Genomic DNA, 18,564 nt, shown 5'->3' on the forward strand with positions numbered 1-18,564 from the left:
ACCCCCGTTGCGGCTGCGCCGCTCCCCCTCGAGGGGGCGACGCTGGCGGGCCGGCGGAGCCGGGTCCGCGGCGTCTACTCGGTTCATCCACATGCCACGTGTTGATCAGCTTCTCGTTCAGCGCGGGCTGGCGCCGACGCGCTCGGCCGCGCAGCGCTTGATCGACCGTGGCGCGGTCGAGCGGCGCGCGGCGGCCGACTGGGTGCGGCTGCGCAAGTCGGGCGAGGACCTGCCGGACGGCACCGAGCTGCGCATCACCGACGACGCCGAGCTGCGTTGGGTGTCGCGCGCCGGGCTCAAGCTCGACGGCGCGCTGGCGCAGTGCGGACTCGCGGTGGACGGCGTGACGGCGCTCGACGTCGGCCAGAGCACCGGCGGCTTCACCGAGGTGCTGCTGGCGCATGGCGCGGCCCACGTGGTGGGCGTGGACGTGGGGCGCGGCCAGTTGCATCCCTCTTTGCGCGGGCAGGCGCAGGTCACCGTCCTCGAAGGCATCAACGCCCGCGGCCTGACGCGCGAGGTGCTGGGCGCAGCCATGCCGGCCGGCGGCTTCGGCCTGGTCGTCGCCGACCTGAGCTTCATCCCGCTGACCACCGTGCTGCCGGCACTGGTGCCGCTGCTCGCGGCCGACGGCCGGCTGCTCGCGCTGGTCAAGCCGCAGTTCGAGCTGCAGCCCAAGGACATCGGCAAGGGCGGCCTGGTGAAGAGCGCCGCCTCCTACGCCGAGGTGCAGCGCAAGCTGCGGGCCACCTGCGGCGAACTGGGCCTGGACGTGACGGCGTGGCTGGACAGCGTGGTCGCCGGCGGCGACGGGAACCGCGAATTTTTCATCTGTGCCGTGCCTGCGGGCCGGCGGCTGGAGTCAGACACATGAGCGACACACCTTCCCTGAAGCTGCCGGTGCCGGTGAGCTTCGAGTTCTTCCCGCCCAACACCGAGGCCGGCAGCGAGAAGCTGAAGACCGTGGTGCGCGAGCTGGGCAGCGCGGCCCCCGAGTTCTTCAGCGTGACCTACGGTGCCGGCGGCTCGACGCGGGACCGCACGCTGTCGACGGTGCGCGACATTGCCGCGCTGGGTTTCGAGGCGGCGCCGCACCTGTCGTGCGTCGGCTCGACGCGCGCCGGCATCGCCGAGATCCTGGGCACCTACCGCGCGCAGAACATCCGCCGCCTGGTCGCGCTGCGCGGCGACCTGCCGAGCGGCACCGCGACGGCCGGCGAGTTCCGCTACGCGAACGAGCTGATCGCCTTCGTGCGCGAGACCCAGGGCACCGACCTGCGCATCGAGGTGGCCGCCTACCCCGAGTACCACCCGCAGCAGCGCTATGCGCGGCGCGACCTGCAGCACTTCGCCAACAAGATGAAGGCCGGCGCCGACGCGGCGATCACGCAGTTCTTCTACAACCCCGACGCCTACTTCCATTTCCTCGACGAGGTGCGCGCGCTGGGTGTCGACGCGCCGATCGTGCCGGGCATCATGCCGTTCCACAACTACGCGCGCATCGCGCAGTTCGCGATGCGCGACGGCATCGAGATCCCGCGCTGGGTGGCCTTGAAGATGGAAGGCTACATGGACGACGCCGCGTCGATCCGCGCCTTCGGTATCGAGGTGGTGTCGCGGCTGTGCGAGCGGCTGATCGCCGGCGGCGCACCGGCCATCCACTTCTACACGCTCAACCAGTCGGCGCTGACGCTGGAGGTCTGCCGCCGGCTCGCGTCGGCGCGCGGCTGAAACGCGCGCGGCGCGCTCAGACCACGCGCACCGCCGCCGGGTCGAAGTCGGGCTTCGGCGGCTTGAGCTTCATGCCGGCCAGCGCCTGCGCGACCAGCGTCGCGATCATCAGGTTGCGGTTGCTCTTGCTGTCGGCCGGCACCACGTGCCAGGGCGCGCAGGCGGTCGAGGTGGCCGCCAGCGCGGTCTCGTAGGCGGCCAGGTAGGCCTTCCACTTCGCGCGCGTCTCGAGGTCGCCGACCTGGAATTTCCAGCGCTTGGCGGGGTCGTCCAGACGCGCCTGCAGCCGTTCGCGCTGCTCGTCCTTCGAGATGTGCAGGAAGCACTTGACGATGGTCGTTCCGCTGTCGTGCAGCAGGCGCTCGAAGGCGTTGATGTGGGCCAGCCGGCGCTGGCGCTCGGCGGCGTCGATCCAGCCTTCGACGAAGGGCACCAGCACGTCCTCGTAGTGGCTGCGGTTGAACACCACCACCTCGCCGGCGCGCGGCACCACGGCGTGCACGCGCCACAGGAAGTCGTGCGCGCGCTCCACCTCGGTGGGCGCCTTGAAGGCCGCCACCCGCACGCCGAGCGGGCTGCACTGGCGGAACACCGAGCGCGCGGTGCCGTCCTTGCCCGAGGTGTCCATGCCCTGCAGCACCAGCAGCAGCTTGGGCGGCCGGCCGGCGCTGCCGTTGGCGTAGAGCAGGTCCTGCAGGCGGTCGATCTCGATCGCCAGTTCGGCGAGCCGCGCATCGTCGGCCTCGCGGCTGCTGCTGGCGGCCGGCCGCGCGCCGGGGTCGATGTCCTTGAGTCGCAGCTTGCGGCCGACGCGGTAGGTCTTCAGGTAGGCGGTCGAGCGGGCCATCGCGACTCCTGGGAAGGCGGTGCGGCGACTGTAGCGCCGTGTGCACACCGCGACGCGCCGGGTTGATCTGCCTCAGAAAGCCGCGGCGGCTCCAACGCTGCGCGACCGCGCGCTTGAGCCAACGCAAGCCACGGCGTCCCGCCACGCACTGCAATGCACGGGCGGGAAGCTCCCCGTGCATTCCGGAGTGAAGCTCATCATGAAGAAGAAGATCCTCGCCGCCCTCGCCCTCGCCGCCCTCGGTGGCGCCGCGACCGCCGCGCCGACCGGCGGCGACTGGCTGGTGCGCGTGCGCGCGCTGCACCTCGACCCGGCCAACAAGGACAGCACCGGCGTCGGCCTGGCCATCGACAGCAAGACCTTCCCCGAACTCGACATCAGCTACTTCTTCACGCCGAACTGGGCCGCCGAACTGGTGCTGACCTATCCGCAGAAGCAGGACGTGAGTGCCTCCGGCACGCGCATCGGCAGCCTCAAGCACCTGCCGCCGACGCTGTCGCTGCAGTACCACTTCCTGCCCGGCGCGGCGGTCCAGCCCTACCTCGGCGCGGGCATCAACTACACGCGCTTCTCGTCGGTCGACCTGCCGGCGCCGTTCAGCATCGAGAAGAACAGCGTGGGGCTGTCCGTGGGCGCCGGCTTCGACGTGCCGCTCGGCGAGCGGCTCGTGCTGAACGTCGATGTGAAGAAGGTGCAGATCCGCACCGACGTGTCGGCCGCTGGCGTGAAGGCAGGCACCTTCAAGGTCGACCCGGTGCTGTTCGGCGTCGGGCTCGGCTGGCGCTTCTGACTCGATCAGTCCTCGCGCGACCAGGCGACGCCGTCCTCGGTGAGCATGGCGTCGAGCGGGATGTCGTGCGGCTCGCCCTCGAGCCAGTCGATGTAGCCGTGCCGGTAGCCGATGCCCACCGTGAACGGCCGCGGCTCCAGTGCCGCCAGCGTGCGGTCGTAGAAGCCGCCGCCGTAGCCGAGCCGCAGGCCCTTCGGGCCGAAGCCGACGCAGGGCACCAGCAACAGCGTCGGCATCACGAGGTCGGTGCCCTTGGGTTTGGGGATGTCGTAGGCATCCTCCTCCATCGGGCAGCCGGGGTACCACTGGTGGAAGCGCAGCTGCTTGGTCTGGCGGTTCATCACCGGCAGGCCGATGCGGCGCGGCGGCCCCTCGCCGGTGCCATGCCCGGCGCCCTCGGTCCAGCGGTGCAGCGACGGCAGGGGATCGAACTCGCCCTTGATGGCCCAGTAGGCGCCGACCGTCACGTCCTCCCGCTGCGTGAGCCACACCCGCAACACCCCCTGCAGCTGCTCGGCGCGCTCCAGGCGATCGGCCAGGCTCTGCCGCTCGGCCTGCAGCATGCGACGCAGTTGCGCCTTGTCCGGCCGGCTCATCGGGTCGTAGGGCAGGGTCATGGGCGGGTCCGTGGCGGGCTGGCGTGGCGTGTCATCGAGGCAGTCCGGATTTTGCCCCGCAGGATGGCCTGCGCCCCAAGGTCGCTGCCTACACTGTGGCAATGGCCCCACCCCGCGACGAATTTGCTGCGCACTGCGTCGAGTTGCTGTCCTCCATGGGCCCGGCGCATGCGAAGCGCATGTTCGGCGGCCACGGCCTCTACCTCGACGGGCTGATGATCGGCCTGATCGCCGCCGACCAGCTCTACCTCAAGACCGACGCGCAGACGCTGCCGCAGTGGCGAGACGCCGGCGGCCGGGCCTTCGTCTACGAAAGTTCGCGCGACGGCGTGGTGCGGACCGCCACCATGAGCTACTGGACGCCGCCCGACGAGGCGACCGAGTCACCCGATGCGCTGCGACCCTGGGCCCGGCTGGCGCTGGAGGCGGCGTTGCGCGCCCAGGCGGCGCGGGTCCGCAAGCCCGCCGCCGCGCCACGCCGCCGCAAGCCGGCCCGGTAGGCGGGCGCCGTCGCCGGAGGCCTCAGGCCGCCGGCTCTTCCAGCACCTCGAAACTGGCCACCGACCACCCCTCGGCCAGCACCTCGGTGCCGGCCGGCAGGCGCAGGCTCTGGCCGGCCGCGAGCCACCAGTCTTCCGGGATCTGCCCACCGAGGCGGCCCTCGGCGGTCACCCAGAGCCGGCCTTCGCGCAGCCGCAGCCAGCGGGTGTTGCGGGCGGCCTGCAGGCGCAGCGTCTGGCCGCGGACCAGCCGCCAGACGGGGTCGGTCCGGCCCATCGATTCTTGCGATTGCTGCATGCTCATGTCGTGCTCCCTCGGACCCTGTATTGGTGGATCCATGCGTCATATCATCGTGAAGAATCGACCCACGATCCAATGAGATCGCGGCCCCTCATTGATGACATTAACGCATGAATACCTCACGCCAGCGCCCCCTCGCCGTCGGTCCGATCCGCGCCTTCGAGGCGGTGGCGCGCCACCTCAGCTTCCGGGCCGCGGCCGAGGAACTGCACCTCACGCAGCCGGCCATCAGCCGCCAGATCCAGTCGCTCGAGGACGAGGTCGGCAGCTCGCTGTTCACCCGCGGCACGCGCAGCGTCGCCCTCACCGGCGACGGTGTCGCGCTGCTCGCCGCCGTGACGCCGGCGCTGGAGCGGCTCGATGCCGGCGTGCGCCAGATCCGCAGCGCGCGCGGCCGGCGCGGCGTGAACCTCAACACCTTCCCGTCGTTCGCCTCGCTGTGGCTGCTGCCGCGCATCGAGGCCTACCAGCGCGACCACCCCGACCTCGACATCCGCATCGACGCCAACGACCGGCTGGCCGACCTGGACGACCCCGAGGTCGAGATCGTGATCCGCTACTGCAGCGCGCAGCGTGCCCCGGCCGGCGCCGTGCGGCTGTTCGGCGAGACGCTGACGCCGGTGGCGAGCCCGCGGCTGCTGGAGCAGGCCGCGAGCGGCGCCGCGCCGCCGCTGCGCACACCGGCCGACCTGGCGCTGCACACGCTGCTGGAGGAAGACAGCCTGCAGGCGAGCACCCAGTTCGTCAGCTGGCGGCACTGGCTGGCGGTGCAGGCCCTGCCTGCGCTGGAGCCGCGACGCTGGATCTACCTGAACTTCACCTACCAGCAGGTGCAGGCTGCGCTGGCCGGCCAGGGCATCGCGCTGGCCCGGCTGGCGCTGGTCGACGAGTCGCTGGCGCGCGGCGAACTGGTGGAACCCTTCGGGCCGGCCTTCCGCACCCGCAGCCCCTACAGCTACTGGCTGATCATCGCCGGCAGCAAGCGGGATCGCGCGGAGGTCCAGCGCTTCGCGAGCTGGGTGCAGGCGCAGGGCGCGTCGACGCGCCAGGCCATCGGCGAGACCGAGCTCGATTGACCCTGCACTCGGCAGCATGTCGGATGCACGCGTTCGGTGACTGCGTAAAATTCGAGTGGAACCGAAGCCCATCGTGACGGCTCCCTCCGTGGCATGACCCTGCAGACTTCGACACCCCTCCGCTGCCACATCCTGCTCCGCGCGGTCGCCCTCGCCGCGATCACCGGGGCCCTGGCCTTGCCCTCCGCGCCGGTCGCCGCACAGACCGCCAACGACACGGTTCTCGAAGCCCGCGAGGCACTGCGCAAGCGCGACAAGCCGCGCCTGGCGGCCACGCGTGCGGCGGCGCTGGCCGCGAACCACCCGCTCGCGATGTGGCCCGACTACTGGGAGCTCGGCAACCGCCTCGCCGACGCGCAACAGGACGAGATGAATGCCTTCTATGCGCGCTGGCCCGGCACCTACCTCGAGGACCGGCTGCGCAACGACTGGCTGCTCGAGCTGGGCCGCCGTCGCGACTGGGGCAACTTCCGCGCGGAATACCCGCGCTTCAAGCTCGACGACGATCGCGAGGTGCGCTGCTACGCGCTGCTGACGCGGCACCTCGATGGCCAGGACGTGACGGACGACGCCCGCGCCGCCTGGTTCGCGCAACGCGATGCCGACGACGGCTGCGCGCTGCTGGCCAGCACGCTGTTCGATGCCAAGCGGATCGGCCGCGACGACGTCTGGCGCAAGACGCGGCTGGCGGTCGAGGCCAACCGCCCCCGCATGGCCCGCCAGGCCGCCGCGCTGCTGGGCGACGACACGGCCAATGCGGTCGGCGAACTGAGCGACAACCCGCAGCGCTACCTGACGCGCAAGGCCGCGACGCAGGGCCGCGGTGCCAGCGAGCTGACCGCGCTGGCGCTGATCCGCAGCGCCGCGAACGACCCCGACGTGGCGGCCACCGCGATGAACGATCGCTGGTCGGCGCGGCTGCCGGCCGACCTGTCCGCGTGGGTCTGGGCCAGCATCGGCAAGCAGGCGGCGCTCAAGCTCAGCAACAGCGCCTCCGACCACTTCCAGCGTGCCGAGCTGACGCGCACCGGCAACGTCGACGTGGCGCTGCCCGACGACACGCTGGCGTGGAAGCTGCGCGCCGCGCTGCGCGCCAACAACGGCGCGGGTCGCTGGCAGCAGGTGATGCAGGCCGTCACCGCGATGAGCAGCAGCGAGCAGCGCGAGCCCGCGTGGATCTACTGGAAGGCGCGCGCGCTGCAGGCGCTGGCTGGCAGCAGCCAGGACGGCGTCGCGCTGGGTGCGCAGGCGCGCGAGCTGCTCGCGTCGATCGCGAGTCCGCTGCACTTCTACGGCAAGCTGGCCATGGAAGACCTCGGGCAACCGCTGGTTTTGCCCGCCGCACCGGCGCCGCTCACGCCCGAGGAGCGCAACGCCGCGGCCCAGCACCCCGGCCTGAAGCGCGCGCTGCTGCTGATCGAGCTCGACCTGCGCAGCGAAGGCGTGCGCGAGTGGAACTTCTCGCTGTTCGGCATGAGCGAGCGCGAGCTGCTGGCCGCCGCGCAGCTGGCCTGCGAGCGTCAGGTGTGGGACCGTTGCATCAACACCAGCGAGCGCACCCGCGAGCAGGTCGACATGGCACAGCGCTTCCCCACACCCTACCGCAGCGACGTGGTGGCGCGCGCACGCGAGGCGGGGCTGGACCCGGCCTACGTCTACGGCCTGATCCGCCAGGAATCGCGCTTCATCACCAGCGCGCGTTCGTCGGTCGGCGCCTCGGGGCTGATGCAGCTGATGCCGGCCACCGCCAAGTGGACCGCCCGCAAGCTGGGCATCGACTACACGCACGACCGCATCACCGAGCACGGCACCAACCTGCGGCTCGGCACCGGCTACCTGAAGATGGTGCTCGACAGCTTCGACGGCTCGCAGGCCATGGCCGCGGCCGGCTACAACGCCGGCCCGAACCGGCCGCGCAAGTGGCGCGAAGGGCCGTCGCTGGACGCGGCGGCCTGGGCCGAGAACATTCCCTTCACCGAGACGCGCGACTACGTGAAGAAGGTGCTCTCCAACGCCACCGACTACGCCGCGCTGCTGAGCGGCCAGCCGCAGTCGCTGCGCGCGCGGCTGGGCACCGCGATCGGCCCGCACGCCGGCGCGGCCGATCCGGCCGAGCGCGAGCTGCCCTGACAGAGCCTGCCCCATGAAGAACCTGCTGATCCTCGGTGGCACCGGCTTCGTCGGCAGTGCCTTGTGCGAGAAGCTCGTCGCGCACTTCGGTGCAGCAGGCGCCCGCCTCACGGTACCGACCCGTCGCGCCGAGCGCGCCAAGCGGCTGGCGATGCTGCCGACCGTCGAGCTGGTCGAGACCGACCTCCACGACGACGGGCGGCTGACGCGGCTGCTGTTCGGCCGCGACGCGGTGATCAATCTGGTGGCGATCCTGCACGGCAGCGCCGCCGAGTTCGAGCGGGTGCACGTCGCGCTGCCGCAGCGGCTGGCGCGCGCCTGCAAGGTGGCCGGCGTCCCGCGCGTGGTGCACGTGAGCGCTCTCGGCGCCACGGCCGACGCGCCCTCGAACTACCTGCGCTCCAAGGCCGCCGGCGAGGCGGCGCTGAGCGTGGCCGGGCTCGACCTCACGGTGCTGCGGCCGTCGGTCATCTTCGGGTCGGGCGACCGCTTCCTGAACCTGTTCGCGCTGTTGCAGTCGGTGTTCCCGCTGATGCCGCTGGCGGGCGCCGACGCGAAGTTCCAGCCGGTGTGGGTCGAGGACGTGGCCGCAGCGATCGTGCGCAGTCTGGTGGCACCGTCGGCCGTGCCCGAGGTGGTGGAGTGCGTCGGGCCGAATGTCTACACGCTGGCCGAACTGGTGCGGCTCGCCGGCCGCTGGTCGGGCCACGCGCGGCCCGTGCTGCCGCTGCCCGACGCGCTGGGCCGCGCCCAGGCCGCCCTGCTCGCGCTGCTGCCCGGCACGCCCTTGATGTCGGCCGACAACCTGGCGTCGATGCGCGTGCCCAACGTGGCCAGCGGCAGCCTGCCCGGGCTGCAGGCGCTCGGCATCACGCCGGCGGCGCTGGAGGCGATCGGGCCGAGCTACCTGAGCCCCGGGCGCGGCCCGGCGCGGCTCGACGGGTTTCGCGCGCTGGCCCGACGGCACTGAAGCGCCCACCCGGCAACACCCGCGGGCGTGCATCAATCCGATGCAGCGAATGCAAGCCGGGATGCGTGGCGTCCCGCTAGCATCGAGGCCACAGGAGGCCCCATGCAGCTCGTGATCGGCAACAAGAACTACTCGTCGTGGTCGCTGCGGCCCTGGGTGCTGATGCGCCAGGCCGGCATCCCCTTCGAGGAAGTGATGATCCGCTTCGACAGCCTGGCGGCCGATTCGAAGTTCCAGCAGGCGCTGGCCCGGCACACCCCGGCCGGCAAGGTGCCGGTGCTGATCGAAGACGACGGTTTCGTGGTCTGGGACACGCTGGCGATCGCCGAGTACCTGGCCGAGAAGTTCCCGCAGGCGGGCCTGTGGCCGGCCGATCCGAAGGCGCGTGCCCGGGCCCGCAGCGTCTGCGCCGAAATGCACGCCGGCTTCGGCGCGCTGCGCAGCCACTGCCCGCTCAACGTCGAGGCCCGCTTGCCCGATGTGGGCGCCCGCCTGCTGCAGGAGCAGCCCGGGCTGCGGGCCGACCTCCGGCGCATCGTCGAGCTGTGGTCGGAGCTGCTGGGCACGCACGGCGGCCCACTGCTGTTCGGCCGCTTCACCATCGCCGACGCCTACTTCGCGCCGGTGTGCAGCCGGCTGAGAACCTACGGACTGCCGGTGCCGCCCATTGCCGCGGCCTACATCGACGCGGTGTTCGCGCTGCCCGGCATGCAGGCCTGGGTGGCCGAGGCCCTGGCCGAGCAGGAGTTCCTGGACTTCGAGGAGCCGTACCGCCAGTCCCGGACGGACGCCGCGGACGCTCCATGAGAAACGGGCCCGAAGGCCCGTTGTCGTTGCGCTGCCTGAAGCGCGCTCAGCGGTGACGGCCGCGGCGGTGCGCCACGAAACCGAGCACGCCCACGGCGGCCAGCATCAACGCGAGATTGCTGGGCTCGGAAGCCGGCGCGGCGGCGCTCAGGACCGTTTCGCTTTCGACCGGCTGGACCGCAGCTGCCGGTTTGGACTTCTGGTCGGCGAAACTCGGTGCGAGAGCACCTGCGAGCACCACGGCGGCCAGTAGCGGTTTGATGAACATGACATTTCCCTGTTTAAGATGCTTTTGCGGCGGTGACGCTTTTGGCGTCGGAGAGGCCGCATCTCGCTGTTTCCATTTGTATGCGCACGGTCTTTTGAGCGGTACCCCGTGACTCAAGGTTCACCCCCCGAACAAGGGGTTCATTTCGTCGCCACAGCGCCACAGGACGCTCAAGTTTTTGTTGTCGGCGGCGCCGTCCGTGACGAACTGCTGGGAATCGCCGGCCGAGACCGGGATTGGGTGGTCGTCGGCAGCACGCCGCAGCGGATGCTCGACGCCGGCTTCCTGCCGGTCGGACGCGACTTCCCGGTCTTCCTGCACCCGCAGACGCACGAGGAGTACGCACTCGCACGCTCCGAACGCAAGACCGGTCCGGGCTATCACGGCTTCAGCTTCCACGCCGCGCCGGACGTGACGCTGGAACAGGACCTGGCGCGGCGCGACCTGACCATCAACGCTATCGCCCGCGCGGCCGACGGCACGCTGATCGACCCCTACGGCGGCCAGCGCGACCTGGCAGCCCACGTGCTGCGCCACGTGTCGCCGGCCTTCGCCGAGGACCCGGTGCGCATCCTGCGGGTCGCACGCTTCGCGGCACGCTTCGATGGCTTTTCCGTCGCACCCGAGACGCTGGCCCTGATGCGCGGCATGGTCGACGGCGGCGAGGTCGACCACCTCGTCCCTGAGCGCGTGTGGCAGGAGCTCGCGCGCGGCCTGATGGAGCCGCGCCCGTCGCGCATGTTCGAGCTGCTGCGCGAATGCGGCGCACTGCAGCGGCTGCTGCCCGAGGTCGCGCGGCTGTGGGGCGTGCCGCAGCGCGCCGAACACCACCCCGAGGTGGACACCGGCGTGCACCTGATGATGGTGCTGGACATGAGTGCGCGGCTCGACGCGCCGTTGACGGTGCGCTACGCCTGCCTCGGCCACGACCTCGGCAAGGGCAACACCCCGGCCGAGCTGCTGCCGCGGCACATCGGCCACGAGCAGCGCAGCGTGGCGCTGCTGCGAGGGCTGAACGAGCGACTGCGCGTGCCGACCGACTGCCGCGAACTCGCCGACGTGGTGGCGCGCGAACACGGCAACGTGCACCGCAGCGGCGAGTTCGGCGCCGCCGCGCTGGTGCGCCTGCTCGAGCGCTGCGACGCCTTCCGCAAGCCGGCGCGCTTCCACGAGGTGCTGCTGGCCTGCGAGTGCGACGCGCGCGGGCGGCTCGGCTACGAGGACACGACCTATGCGCCGTCGCCGCGGCTGGCGGCCGCGCTCGTTGCGGCGCGCACCGTCGACACGGCGCAGGTCGCGGCCGCCGCGGCAGCGCGCGGCGAAAGCGGGCCGGCGGTGGGCACGGCCATCCACCGACAGCGCGTCGCGGCGGTCGCCGCGGCCCTGTCGATCCCGGCCGGGCCGGACTGACCGCGCGTCGGCGGCGCGGTCCCGCTGCCTTCCGGTGCCGATTGCCCTGCTGCGCCACGGGCCTGCCGTTTACAGCGGCGCGGCCGATGCCGACAATGATCCGGTCACCACGCAAACGGGCTGGGCATGTCGGCAGGACCCGAGTTCTGTGTCTTCCTCGTCGGTACCGAGGTGCTCGCCGAGCGCGCGCTGCAGCGCGACCTCGCGCGCCAGTACGTGGTGCTGCATGCGCCGCGGGCGGCCGATGTGGCGCGGCTGATGCTGAAGCGCCTGCCCGACGTGGTGGTGTGCGAACAGCAGCTCGAGGACGGCCGGGGCGTCGACCTGCTGCAGCAGATGCGCATCGAGCATCCGCACGCGGTGCGCGTGCTCGCGCTGCAGAGCGCGCGCCGCGAGGAGATGGCCAAGGCGATCAACGAGGCGGCGGTCTACCAGGTCGTCACCACGCCGTTCGAGCCCGAGCAGCTGTCGCTGATCCTCGCGCGCGCGCTCGAGAGCCGGGAGCTGGCACGCATCCATCGCTACCTGAGCCGCGAGCTGAAATTCGCCGACGCGGTGATCCGGCGTGAGAACGACCACATGACGCTCGCGCTGCAGCAGACCTACCGCTTCGACAAGCTGGTGTTCGCGAGCGAGAAGATGGCCGCGGTCTGCAACACGGCGCGCAAGGCCGCCACCACCGACCTGCCGGTGCTGCTGGAGGGCGAGACCGGCACGGGCAAGGAACTGCTCGCCAAGGCCATCCACCTGTTCAGTCCGCGCCAGCACCAGCTGTTCATGGCGCAGAACTGCGGCGCGATCGCCGAGGATCTGCTGCTGTCCGAACTGTTCGGGCACACGCGCGGCGCGTTCTCCGGCGCCATCAGCGACCGGCTCGGCCTGTTCGTCGCTGCCGACAAGGGCACGGTGTTCCTCGACGAGATCTCCGACATCTCGCCCGCCGTGCAGGTGGCCCTGCTGCGCTTCCTGCAGGACGGCGAAGTCAAGCCGATCGGCAGCGACCGCGTCAAGCAGACCAACGTGCGCATCATCGCGGCGAGCAACCGGCCGGTACGGCAGCTGGTCGACGAAGGCCGGTTCCGCCGCGATCTGTACTACCGGCTCAAGGGCTTCGAGATCTCGATCCCGCCGCTGCGTGAGCGGCCCGACGACATCCCGGTCCTGACCGAGTTCCTGATCACCAAGTACTGCGAGGTGTTCGGTCGCAGGACGCCGGGCGTGGCGAGCCTGGCACAGCAGAAACTGCGCGCCTACCCGTTCCCCGGCAACGTGCGAGAACTCGAGAACGAGATCCGCCGCACGGTGGCGACGCTGGAGGACGGCGAGTTCATCACCGTGCAGCACCTGTCCCCGGAGATCGCGCGCGCCAGGCCGCGGACGCATCACGGCGGCGGCGCCCCGGTCACGCTCGACGGCCAGACCTTGAAGGAACGTGTCGAGCAGCTCGAAGTGGCCCTGGTGCGTGCCGCGCTCGAACGTCACCACTGGAATCACACACGAGCGTCAGAGGAACTCGGGCTGTCGCGCGTGGGGCTCGCGAACAAGCTCAAGCGCTACAGCATCCGCCGCTCGATCGAACCGGGCCTCGCGTGACCCGAGGCCTCGATGGACCGCGACGACGCCACCCCGCCCCGCCGCAGCGCCCGCGTGCTGCGCTTTCCGCAGTCGAAGGTTGCACCGCCGCGGGCCCCAGGGGGCCGTGCGGAGCTCGGCATCACGCCGCTGGCGCGGCAACTGGGCCTGGCCGACAACCAACTCAACGGCCACTGGTGCAGCCGCTGCGAGGGCCTGTGGTACGGCCACAGCCTCGAGGCGCAGTGCCCGCGCTGCGGCAACCGGCACGGCTGAGCGCCTGACGCGGCGCGGCCCCGCCAGCGCCGGCGCGCAGGGCGCTCACTGCAAAGCAGGTTTGTCATTGGGGTCCGCTGCAAACCTGCTTGGCAGCCAGCCGGGCGCTGCCCGCAGCGCGCCGCACCGGGCCGACGCCCGGGAAATCAGGGACTAACCCGCAACGTGCCCGAAGTGGCACGTGCGATGCATCTGCAGACGACGGGTGAAGCGCCCCGACGCGCCTGCCGCGCGATCCGGCCCGCTTCGAGTTCCTTCGTGGCAAGCAAGAGGAGACAGCTGATGGCCAACCTACTGTGGCTCCAGGGCGGTGCGTGTTCGGGCAACACGATGTCCTTCCTCAACGCCGAGGAACCGAGCGCCTGCGATCTGGTGACCGACTTCGGCATCAACATCCTCTGGCACCCTTCGTTGGGGCTGGAACTCGGCGACAACCTGCAGAAGCTGCTGCGCGACTGCGTGTCCGGCGCCATCCCTCTCGACGTGTTCGTGTTCGAGGGCACGGTGGTCAACGCGCCCAACGGCAGCGGCGAATGGAACCGCTTCGCCGGGCGCCCGATGAAGCAGTGGGTCCAGGAGCTCGCGAACGCCTCGAAGTTCGTCGTCGCCATCGGCGACTGCGCCACCTGGGGCGGCATCCCGGCCACCGCCCCGAACCCGAGCGACTCGCAGGGACTGCAGTTCCTCAAGCGCAACCACGGCGGCTTCCTGGGCAAGAACTGGGTCTCCAAGTCCGGCCTGCCGGTCGTCAACGTCCCGGGGTGCCCGGCGCACCCGGACTGGATCACGCAGATCGTGGTCGCCATCGCCACCGGCCGCGCCGGCGACATCGGCCTCGACGAATTCCAGCGTCCGAAGACCTTCTTCCAGAGCTTCACCCAGACCGGCTGCACCCGCAACATGCACTTCGCCTACAAGGTGAGCGCCACCGAGTTCGGCCAGCGCAAGGGCTGCCTGTTCTACGACCTCGGCTGCCGCGGGCCGATGACGCATTCGCCATGCAACCGCATCCTCTGGAACCGGCAGTCGTCGAAGACGCGCGCCGGCATGCCCTGCATGGGCTGCACCGAACCCGAGTTCCCGTTCTTCGACCTGGCACCCGGCACGGTGTTCAAGACCCAGACCGTGATGGGCGTGCCCAAGGACCTGCCGCTGGGCGTGGACAAGAAGGGCTACATCTCGCTCACCGCCGCGGCCAAGAACGCCGCACCGCCCTGGGCCGAGAAAGATATCTTCGTCGTCTGACCCAGAGGAGCACGCACCATGTCATCAGTCCAGACACTCGACATCTCTCCGGTCGGCCGCGTCGAAGGCGATCTCGACATCCGCGTCGAGATCCAGGACGGCCACGTCACCAATGCGTGGACGCAGGCCGAACTGTTCCGCGGCTTCGAAGTCATCCTGCGCGACAAGGACCCGCAGGCCGGCTTGGTGGTCACACCGCGAGCCTGCGGCATCTGCGGCGCCTCGCACCTGACCTGCGCAGCCTGGGCCCTCGACACCGCCTGGGGCACCGAGGTCCCGCGCAACGCGATCCTGGCACGCAACCTCGGCCAGATCGTCGAGAGCCTGCAGAGCCAGCCGCGCTACTTCTACGGCCTGTACGCGATCGACCTGACGAACAAGAAGTACCGCGGCAGCAAGTTCTACGAAGAGGCCTGCCGGCGCTTCGCCCCCTTCACCGGCAGCTCCTACGAGCTCGGCGTCACGATCTCCGGCAAGCCGGTCGAGATCTACGCGCTGCTCGGCGGCCAGTGGCCGCACTCGAGCTACATGGTGCCGGGCGGCGTGATGTGCGCGCCGACGCTCACCGACGTCACCCGTGCCTGGGCGATCCTCGAGTACTTCAAGGTCAACTGGCTGGAGCCGTGCTGGCTAGGCTGCACGCTCGAACGCTACGAGCAGATCAAGTCGCACGAGGACTTCCTCACCTGGCTCGACGAATCGCCGGCCCACGCCAACTCCGATCTCGGCTTCTACTGGCGCATGGGCCTCGACGTGGGCCTGCACCAGTACGGCGGCGGCGTCGGCAAGTACGTCTCCTGGGGCTATCTGCCGCACGAGGACAAGTACCAGAAGCCGACCATCGATTCGCGCAACGCCGCGCTCATCATGAAGAGCGGCGTGTACGACGCGGCGAGCGACACGCACGTGCTGATGGACCAGAAGTTCACGCGCGAGAACCTCAGCCACGCGTGGTACGACGAGGGCGTCGCCGACCAGCACCCGTTCGACCGCACCACGAAGCCGGTACAGAAGAACGACCGCGATTTCTCCGCCAAGTACTCGTGGGCCTCCGCGGTCTCGCACGCCGATTTCGGCCGGCTCGAGGCGGGGCCGTTCGCGCGGCAGCTGGTGGCGGGTGGCCAGCACGGCGAGCGCTGGCAGCATCACGACCCGCTGATCCTCGACATGTTCAAGCAGATGGGCGGCGCCAGCCTGCACCTGCGGCAGATCGCCCGCATGCACGAGACCATCAAGCTCTACCGCCAGGCCGAGCGCTGCCTGCGCGAGTTCAAGCTGAGCGACCCGTGGTACGTCAAGCCCAAGGAGCGTGACGGCCGTGGCTGGGGCGCCACCGAGGCCATACGCGGGGCCCTGTGTCACTGGATCGACGTGAAGGATGGCAAGATCAAGAACTACCAGATCATCGCCCCGACCACCTGGAACGTGGGTCCGCGCGACGGCGCGCAGCGGCGCGGCCCGATCGAGGAGGCGCTGATCGGCGCGCCCATCGCCGATGCCGCCGACCCGGTCGAGGTGGGTCATGTGGCGCGGTCCTTCGATTCATGCCTGGTGTGCACCGTCCATGCGCACGATGCCAAGACCGGAGACGAGCTGGCGCGCTTTCGGATCGGCTGAGGGCCTGCCGGGCGCGCAAACCGCGGAAAGTGCGGGGCGGCCCGCCTGCAGGGGAGCAAGACACGATGTCCAAGACCGAAGACGACACCTTGCGCGAGCAGATCGGTGCGCTGATGGCGAGCGGCCTGAAGACGCAGACCGAACCGTTCCCGGAGAACGACCGCGAGTTCGGCCTGCTGCTCGCCCAGTTGCGTGAACTGCCGGCCGGGGACCTGCAAGGCAAGCTGGTGCTCAGCGGTTTCGTCGACCAGCCCTACGGCCCGGACCAGATGCGCTGCCAGGAGTGCATGTACTACCTGGTGCATCGCAAGTGGTGCGACCTGCCGGAGCTGGCCGTGCCCGTGGAGCCCGAATGGTGGTGCAGGCTGTGGCGCATCTGAACCCGCCCCGCCGCCGCGCCCGGCCCGGCTGACGGTCCGCGAGGCGGCCCGCATGCGCGTCATCATCGGCTGCGGCAACCTCAACCGCAGCGACGACGCGGCCGGGGTCCGCGTCGTGCAGTGCCTGCGCGAGCGTTTCCGCGACGACCTGCCCGCCGATCTGCGGCTGTTCGATGCCGGCACCGGCGGCATGGAGGTCATGTTCCAGGCCCGCGGGGCCCGGCAACTGGTGATCGTCGACGCATGCCGCTCGGGCTCGACGCCCGGCGCGATCTTCCGCCTGCCCGGCTCGGAGATCGGTCGCGCGCACACGCCCGCCTACAGCCTGCACGACTTCCGCTGGGACCATGCGGTGCACGCCGGTCGGCGCATCCTCGGCGCCGACTTTCCCGCCGACGTGACCGTCTACCTCGTCGAAGCCGCCTCGCTGGACCTCGGTACCGAACTCAGCATGCCCGTGCGGGCCGCGGTCGAGACCGTGGTCGGCCACATCGTCGACGCGATCCGCGGTTGCGCGCCGGCCGCCGCCGGCAAGCTGCCATGAGTCTCACGGTGCGCGCCGGCAACGGCCGCCTCCTGATACCGCGCGCCACGTACGACCAGCATCTCGCCGCGGCCGCCACGGCCGCACTGCTCGTGCGCGAGGGCCGCGTACTGCTGGTCCCGCTGACCGGGCCGATGGCCGGTGGCCTGCTGCTCAAGCAACGCAACCTGGCCGGCGATCGCGTGCTGCTGGCCCCCGACCTGCTGGTGCGCTGCGGACACGGCGACGGTGACCCCGCACGCGACTACCGCGTGCACTGGTCGCCCGACGAGGGCGCGCTGTGGATCGAGGGTCTGATCGTGACGGACTGAGCCGGCCGCGCCCGCGGTGCATCGCGAGTGCTTGTCACTGCAACAGGAACATTCCGAACGGCCTCCTTGAGATGCATACATTCTTTGCACTCGCATACCTTCTTGACCGCCGTTGCGCACCGGCCTAGATTGATCTGCATCGATCTCCCGCCCCTGGAGGTACGCGATGCAGACCCTGTTGCAGACGCAATTGCAAGCGGCCCTGAACGCGGCCGACGACACCGATGCGCCACCGCAGGATCGTGCCGAGATGCTGATGGAGATCGCGATGGGATTGCAGCAGCGGCCGCAGTCCGCGCAGCAGATCGCCGATGCCGTGCATCTCTACGAACTGGCGCTCGACCTGGCGCCGGGCGCGCTGCAGAGGGCCCGCATCGCCGCTCGGCTCGGCACCGCGCTGCAGGCCCTGCCCGACCTGGACGATGATCGCTCGAACGAACACCTCGAGCAGGCATTGATGCGCCTGCAGACGGCCCTGCCGGTGCTCCAGGCCGAGGGCAGCGCGGCCGAAGCCGCCGAGGTCGAGCTCAACCTGGGCCTGGTGCTGCAGGCGCTGTCGGGCTCGGGCCGTGCCCGCATCCAGGACGCGATCAATGCCTACCTGCGCGCGCTGCGCGTCTTCACCCGCGCGGACCATCCGCAGGAGTTCGCGATCCTGCACAACAACCTCGCGGTCGCCTACCTCGCCATCCCCGCCACCGACGAACGCGGCCGCCTGCGCGAGGCGCTCGCAGTGCAGTCCTTCGAGGAGGTGCTGAAGGTCGTCAATCTCGTCGATCACCCGAGCGAGTACGCGATGATCCAGAACAACCTCGGCAACGCGCTGCAGGTCGCGACCACCAGCCACGTGCTCGAGAACCACCTGCGCGCGCTGGCCGCCTACGACGAGGCGCTGCGCGTGCGCACGCCGCACGACACGCCGCTGGCCTACGCCAACACCATCGCGAACAAGGCCAACGTGCTGCGCCGCCTCGAGCAGGACGCAGCGCGCGACGTGTCGCAGGCCGACCTGAGCGATCCGCTGATCGATGCGCTGGCGCTGGTGCGCGAGGCCGGCGCGCTGTTCGCGCGCCACGGCGAGGCCGACAAGGCCGCGCTGATGGCGCAGGCCGCCAGCGAGATCGAGATCGATCTCGGCCTCCGGCGCACGCACGCCAGCTGAGCCCCGTCCA

At 70.6% G+C, this 18,564-nt stretch carries 21 protein-coding genes; 17 read left to right on the forward strand and 4 right to left on the reverse strand.

What is annotated here, in order from left to right:
- Positions 1 to 91: 91 nt before the first annotated feature.
- Together C1M51_RS06105 and metF are read left to right on the forward strand one after the other, a co-directional pair.
- Positions 92 to 874: a TlyA family RNA methyltransferase gene (locus tag C1M51_RS06105; protein ID WP_129448683.1), complete on the forward strand. Its 783-nt coding sequence runs from the start codon at positions 92 to 94 to the stop codon at positions 872 to 874.
- Positions 871 to 1,731 (forward strand): methylenetetrahydrofolate reductase [NAD(P)H], encoded by an 861-nt coding sequence (metF, locus tag C1M51_RS06110; RefSeq protein WP_129448684.1) that lies wholly within the window; start codon positions 871 to 873, stop codon positions 1,729 to 1,731. Before C1M51_RS06105 ends, metF begins: the two co-directional genes overlap by 4 nt.
- Positions 1,732 to 1,747: 16 nt before the next feature.
- Here the strand turns inward: metF and C1M51_RS06115 are convergent, their stop codons facing one another.
- On the reverse strand, positions 1,748 to 2,578 hold the full coding sequence (locus tag C1M51_RS06115) for a polyphosphate kinase 2 family protein (protein WP_129448685.1): 831 nt from the start codon (positions 2,576 to 2,578) through the stop codon (positions 1,748 to 1,750).
- Between the two features lie 199 nt (positions 2,579 to 2,777).
- Between C1M51_RS06115 and C1M51_RS06120 the strand changes: the two genes are divergently transcribed.
- On the forward strand, positions 2,778 to 3,368 hold the full coding sequence (locus C1M51_RS06120; protein WP_129448686.1) for an OmpW family protein: 591 nt from the start codon (positions 2,778 to 2,780) through the stop codon (positions 3,366 to 3,368).
- A gap of 5 nt (positions 3,369 to 3,373) precedes the next feature.
- Here the strand turns inward: C1M51_RS06120 and C1M51_RS06125 are convergent, their stop codons facing one another.
- Positions 3,374 to 3,985 carry a 5-formyltetrahydrofolate cyclo-ligase gene (locus C1M51_RS06125; RefSeq protein ID WP_129448687.1) on the reverse strand — a complete coding sequence of 204 codons (612 nt, stop codon included), beginning with the start codon at positions 3,983 to 3,985 and terminating at the stop codon, positions 3,374 to 3,376.
- A 101-nt stretch (positions 3,986 to 4,086) separates the two neighbouring features.
- Between C1M51_RS06125 and C1M51_RS06130 the strand changes: the two genes are divergently transcribed.
- Positions 4,087 to 4,485, forward strand: a complete 399-nt coding sequence (locus C1M51_RS06130; RefSeq protein ID WP_129448688.1) for a TfoX/Sxy family protein — start codon at positions 4,087 to 4,089, stop codon at positions 4,483 to 4,485.
- A gap of 22 nt (positions 4,486 to 4,507) precedes the next feature.
- On the opposite strand, the gene C1M51_RS06135 is transcribed toward C1M51_RS06130, so the two are convergent.
- Positions 4,508 to 4,789 carry a DUF2917 domain-containing protein gene (locus C1M51_RS06135; RefSeq protein WP_051512313.1) on the reverse strand — a complete coding sequence of 94 codons (282 nt, stop codon included), beginning with the start codon at positions 4,787 to 4,789 and terminating at the stop codon, positions 4,508 to 4,510.
- A 107-nt stretch (positions 4,790 to 4,896) separates the two neighbouring features.
- Here C1M51_RS06135 and C1M51_RS06140 point away from each other — a divergent pair, with 107 nt between their 5' ends.
- From C1M51_RS06140 to C1M51_RS06155, 4 genes are all read left to right on the forward strand, one after another.
- Positions 4,897 to 5,862 carry a LysR family transcriptional regulator gene (locus C1M51_RS06140; RefSeq protein ID WP_129448689.1) on the forward strand — a complete coding sequence of 322 codons (966 nt, stop codon included), beginning with the start codon at positions 4,897 to 4,899 and terminating at the stop codon, positions 5,860 to 5,862.
- A gap of 93 nt (positions 5,863 to 5,955) precedes the next feature.
- Positions 5,956 to 7,992, forward strand: a complete 2,037-nt coding sequence (locus C1M51_RS06145) for a lytic transglycosylase domain-containing protein (RefSeq protein WP_207207806.1) — start codon at positions 5,956 to 5,958, stop codon at positions 7,990 to 7,992.
- Positions 7,993 to 8,005: 13 nt separating this feature from the next.
- Entirely contained in the window at positions 8,006 to 8,962 is a 957-nt protein-coding gene (locus tag C1M51_RS06150; protein ID WP_129448690.1) for a complex I NDUFA9 subunit family protein, read from the forward strand.
- A gap of 102 nt (positions 8,963 to 9,064) precedes the next feature.
- Positions 9,065 to 9,769, forward strand: a complete 705-nt coding sequence (locus tag C1M51_RS06155) for a glutathione S-transferase family protein (protein ID WP_129448691.1) — start codon at positions 9,065 to 9,067, stop codon at positions 9,767 to 9,769.
- Between the two features lie 46 nt (positions 9,770 to 9,815).
- Here C1M51_RS06155 and C1M51_RS06160 read toward each other — a convergent pair whose 3' ends face one another.
- Positions 9,816 to 10,037, reverse strand: coding sequence for a hypothetical protein (locus C1M51_RS06160; RefSeq protein WP_129448692.1), 222 nt, complete (start codon positions 10,035 to 10,037; stop codon positions 9,816 to 9,818).
- A 207-nt stretch (positions 10,038 to 10,244) separates the two neighbouring features.
- Between C1M51_RS06160 and C1M51_RS06165 the strand changes: the two genes are divergently transcribed.
- From C1M51_RS06165 to C1M51_RS06205, 9 genes are all read left to right on the forward strand, one after another.
- Positions 10,245 to 11,447, forward strand: a complete 1,203-nt coding sequence (locus tag C1M51_RS06165; protein ID WP_242500036.1) for a multifunctional CCA addition/repair protein — start codon at positions 10,245 to 10,247, stop codon at positions 11,445 to 11,447.
- A 126-nt stretch (positions 11,448 to 11,573) separates the two neighbouring features.
- On the forward strand, positions 11,574 to 13,040 hold the full coding sequence (locus C1M51_RS06170; RefSeq protein WP_129448694.1) for a sigma-54 dependent transcriptional regulator: 1,467 nt from the start codon (positions 11,574 to 11,576) through the stop codon (positions 13,038 to 13,040).
- 12 nt (positions 13,041 to 13,052) lie between these two features.
- The gene (locus tag C1M51_RS06175) at positions 13,053 to 13,295 is read left to right on the forward strand and encodes a hypothetical protein (RefSeq protein WP_129448695.1); all 243 of its coding nucleotides are present in this window, start codon (positions 13,053 to 13,055) and stop codon (positions 13,293 to 13,295) included.
- Positions 13,296 to 13,577: 282 nt separating this feature from the next.
- A complete protein-coding gene (locus tag C1M51_RS06180) occupies positions 13,578 to 14,540 on the forward strand; it encodes a hydrogenase (RefSeq protein WP_129448696.1) in 963 nt (320 codons plus the stop codon).
- An 18-nt stretch (positions 14,541 to 14,558) separates the two neighbouring features.
- Positions 14,559 to 16,157: a nickel-dependent hydrogenase large subunit gene (locus C1M51_RS06185; RefSeq protein ID WP_129448697.1), complete on the forward strand. Its 1,599-nt coding sequence runs from the start codon at positions 14,559 to 14,561 to the stop codon at positions 16,155 to 16,157.
- A 65-nt stretch (positions 16,158 to 16,222) separates the two neighbouring features.
- Complete coding sequence (locus C1M51_RS06190; protein WP_129448698.1) at positions 16,223 to 16,537, forward strand: hypothetical protein; 315 nt, start codon at positions 16,223 to 16,225, stop codon at positions 16,535 to 16,537.
- Between the two features lie 52 nt (positions 16,538 to 16,589).
- Complete coding sequence (locus C1M51_RS06195; RefSeq protein WP_129448699.1) at positions 16,590 to 17,081, forward strand: hydrogenase maturation protease; 492 nt, start codon at positions 16,590 to 16,592, stop codon at positions 17,079 to 17,081.
- Positions 17,078 to 17,392: a hypothetical protein gene (locus C1M51_RS06200; protein WP_129448700.1), complete on the forward strand. Its 315-nt coding sequence runs from the start codon at positions 17,078 to 17,080 to the stop codon at positions 17,390 to 17,392. The genes C1M51_RS06195 and C1M51_RS06200 overlap by 4 nt, the downstream gene beginning before the upstream one ends.
- Before the next feature lie 166 nt (positions 17,393 to 17,558).
- Positions 17,559 to 18,554, forward strand: coding sequence for a hypothetical protein (locus C1M51_RS06205; protein ID WP_129448701.1), 996 nt, complete (start codon positions 17,559 to 17,561; stop codon positions 18,552 to 18,554).
- Positions 18,555 to 18,564: the final 10 nt, after the last annotated feature.

The organism is Methylibium sp. Pch-M (genome assembly GCF_004136295.1).
Taxonomy (GTDB): Bacteria; Pseudomonadota; Gammaproteobacteria; order Burkholderiales; family Burkholderiaceae_C; genus Methylibium; species Methylibium petroleiphilum.

Excerpts from the sequence above, each read along its gene's own strand:
- C1M51_RS06105 (WP_129448683.1), top strand. The coding sequence starts at position 92 with ATGCCACGTGTTGATCAGCTTCTCGTTCAGCGCGGGCTGGCGCCGACG.
- metF (WP_129448684.1), top strand. The coding sequence starts at position 871 with ATGAGCGACACACCTTCCCTGAAGCTGCCGGTGCCGGTGAGCTTCGAG.
- C1M51_RS06115 (WP_129448685.1), bottom strand. The coding sequence starts at position 2,578 with ATGGCCCGCTCGACCGCCTACCTGAAGACCTACCGCGTCGGCCGCAAG.
- C1M51_RS06120 (WP_129448686.1), top strand. The coding sequence starts at position 2,778 with ATGAAGAAGAAGATCCTCGCCGCCCTCGCCCTCGCCGCCCTCGGTGGC.
- C1M51_RS06125 (WP_129448687.1), bottom strand. The coding sequence starts at position 3,985 with ATGACCCTGCCCTACGACCCGATGAGCCGGCCGGACAAGGCGCAACTG.
- C1M51_RS06130 (WP_129448688.1), top strand. The coding sequence starts at position 4,087 with ATGGCCCCACCCCGCGACGAATTTGCTGCGCACTGCGTCGAGTTGCTG.
- C1M51_RS06135 (WP_051512313.1), bottom strand. The coding sequence starts at position 4,789 with ATGAGCATGCAGCAATCGCAAGAATCGATGGGCCGGACCGACCCCGTC.
- C1M51_RS06140 (WP_129448689.1), top strand. The coding sequence starts at position 4,897 with ATGAATACCTCACGCCAGCGCCCCCTCGCCGTCGGTCCGATCCGCGCC.
- C1M51_RS06145 (WP_207207806.1), top strand. The coding sequence starts at position 5,956 with ATGACCCTGCAGACTTCGACACCCCTCCGCTGCCACATCCTGCTCCGC.
- C1M51_RS06150 (WP_129448690.1), top strand. The coding sequence starts at position 8,006 with ATGAAGAACCTGCTGATCCTCGGTGGCACCGGCTTCGTCGGCAGTGCC.
- C1M51_RS06155 (WP_129448691.1), top strand. The coding sequence starts at position 9,065 with ATGCAGCTCGTGATCGGCAACAAGAACTACTCGTCGTGGTCGCTGCGG.
- C1M51_RS06160 (WP_129448692.1), bottom strand. The coding sequence starts at position 10,037 with ATGTTCATCAAACCGCTACTGGCCGCCGTGGTGCTCGCAGGTGCTCTC.
- C1M51_RS06170 (WP_129448694.1), top strand. The coding sequence starts at position 11,574 with ATGTCGGCAGGACCCGAGTTCTGTGTCTTCCTCGTCGGTACCGAGGTG.
- C1M51_RS06175 (WP_129448695.1), top strand. The coding sequence starts at position 13,053 with ATGGACCGCGACGACGCCACCCCGCCCCGCCGCAGCGCCCGCGTGCTG.
- C1M51_RS06180 (WP_129448696.1), top strand. The coding sequence starts at position 13,578 with ATGGCCAACCTACTGTGGCTCCAGGGCGGTGCGTGTTCGGGCAACACG.
- C1M51_RS06185 (WP_129448697.1), top strand. The coding sequence starts at position 14,559 with ATGTCATCAGTCCAGACACTCGACATCTCTCCGGTCGGCCGCGTCGAA.
- C1M51_RS06190 (WP_129448698.1), top strand. The coding sequence starts at position 16,223 with ATGTCCAAGACCGAAGACGACACCTTGCGCGAGCAGATCGGTGCGCTG.
- C1M51_RS06195 (WP_129448699.1), top strand. The coding sequence starts at position 16,590 with ATGCGCGTCATCATCGGCTGCGGCAACCTCAACCGCAGCGACGACGCG.
- C1M51_RS06200 (WP_129448700.1), top strand. The coding sequence starts at position 17,078 with ATGAGTCTCACGGTGCGCGCCGGCAACGGCCGCCTCCTGATACCGCGC.
- C1M51_RS06205 (WP_129448701.1), top strand. The coding sequence starts at position 17,559 with ATGCAGACCCTGTTGCAGACGCAATTGCAAGCGGCCCTGAACGCGGCC.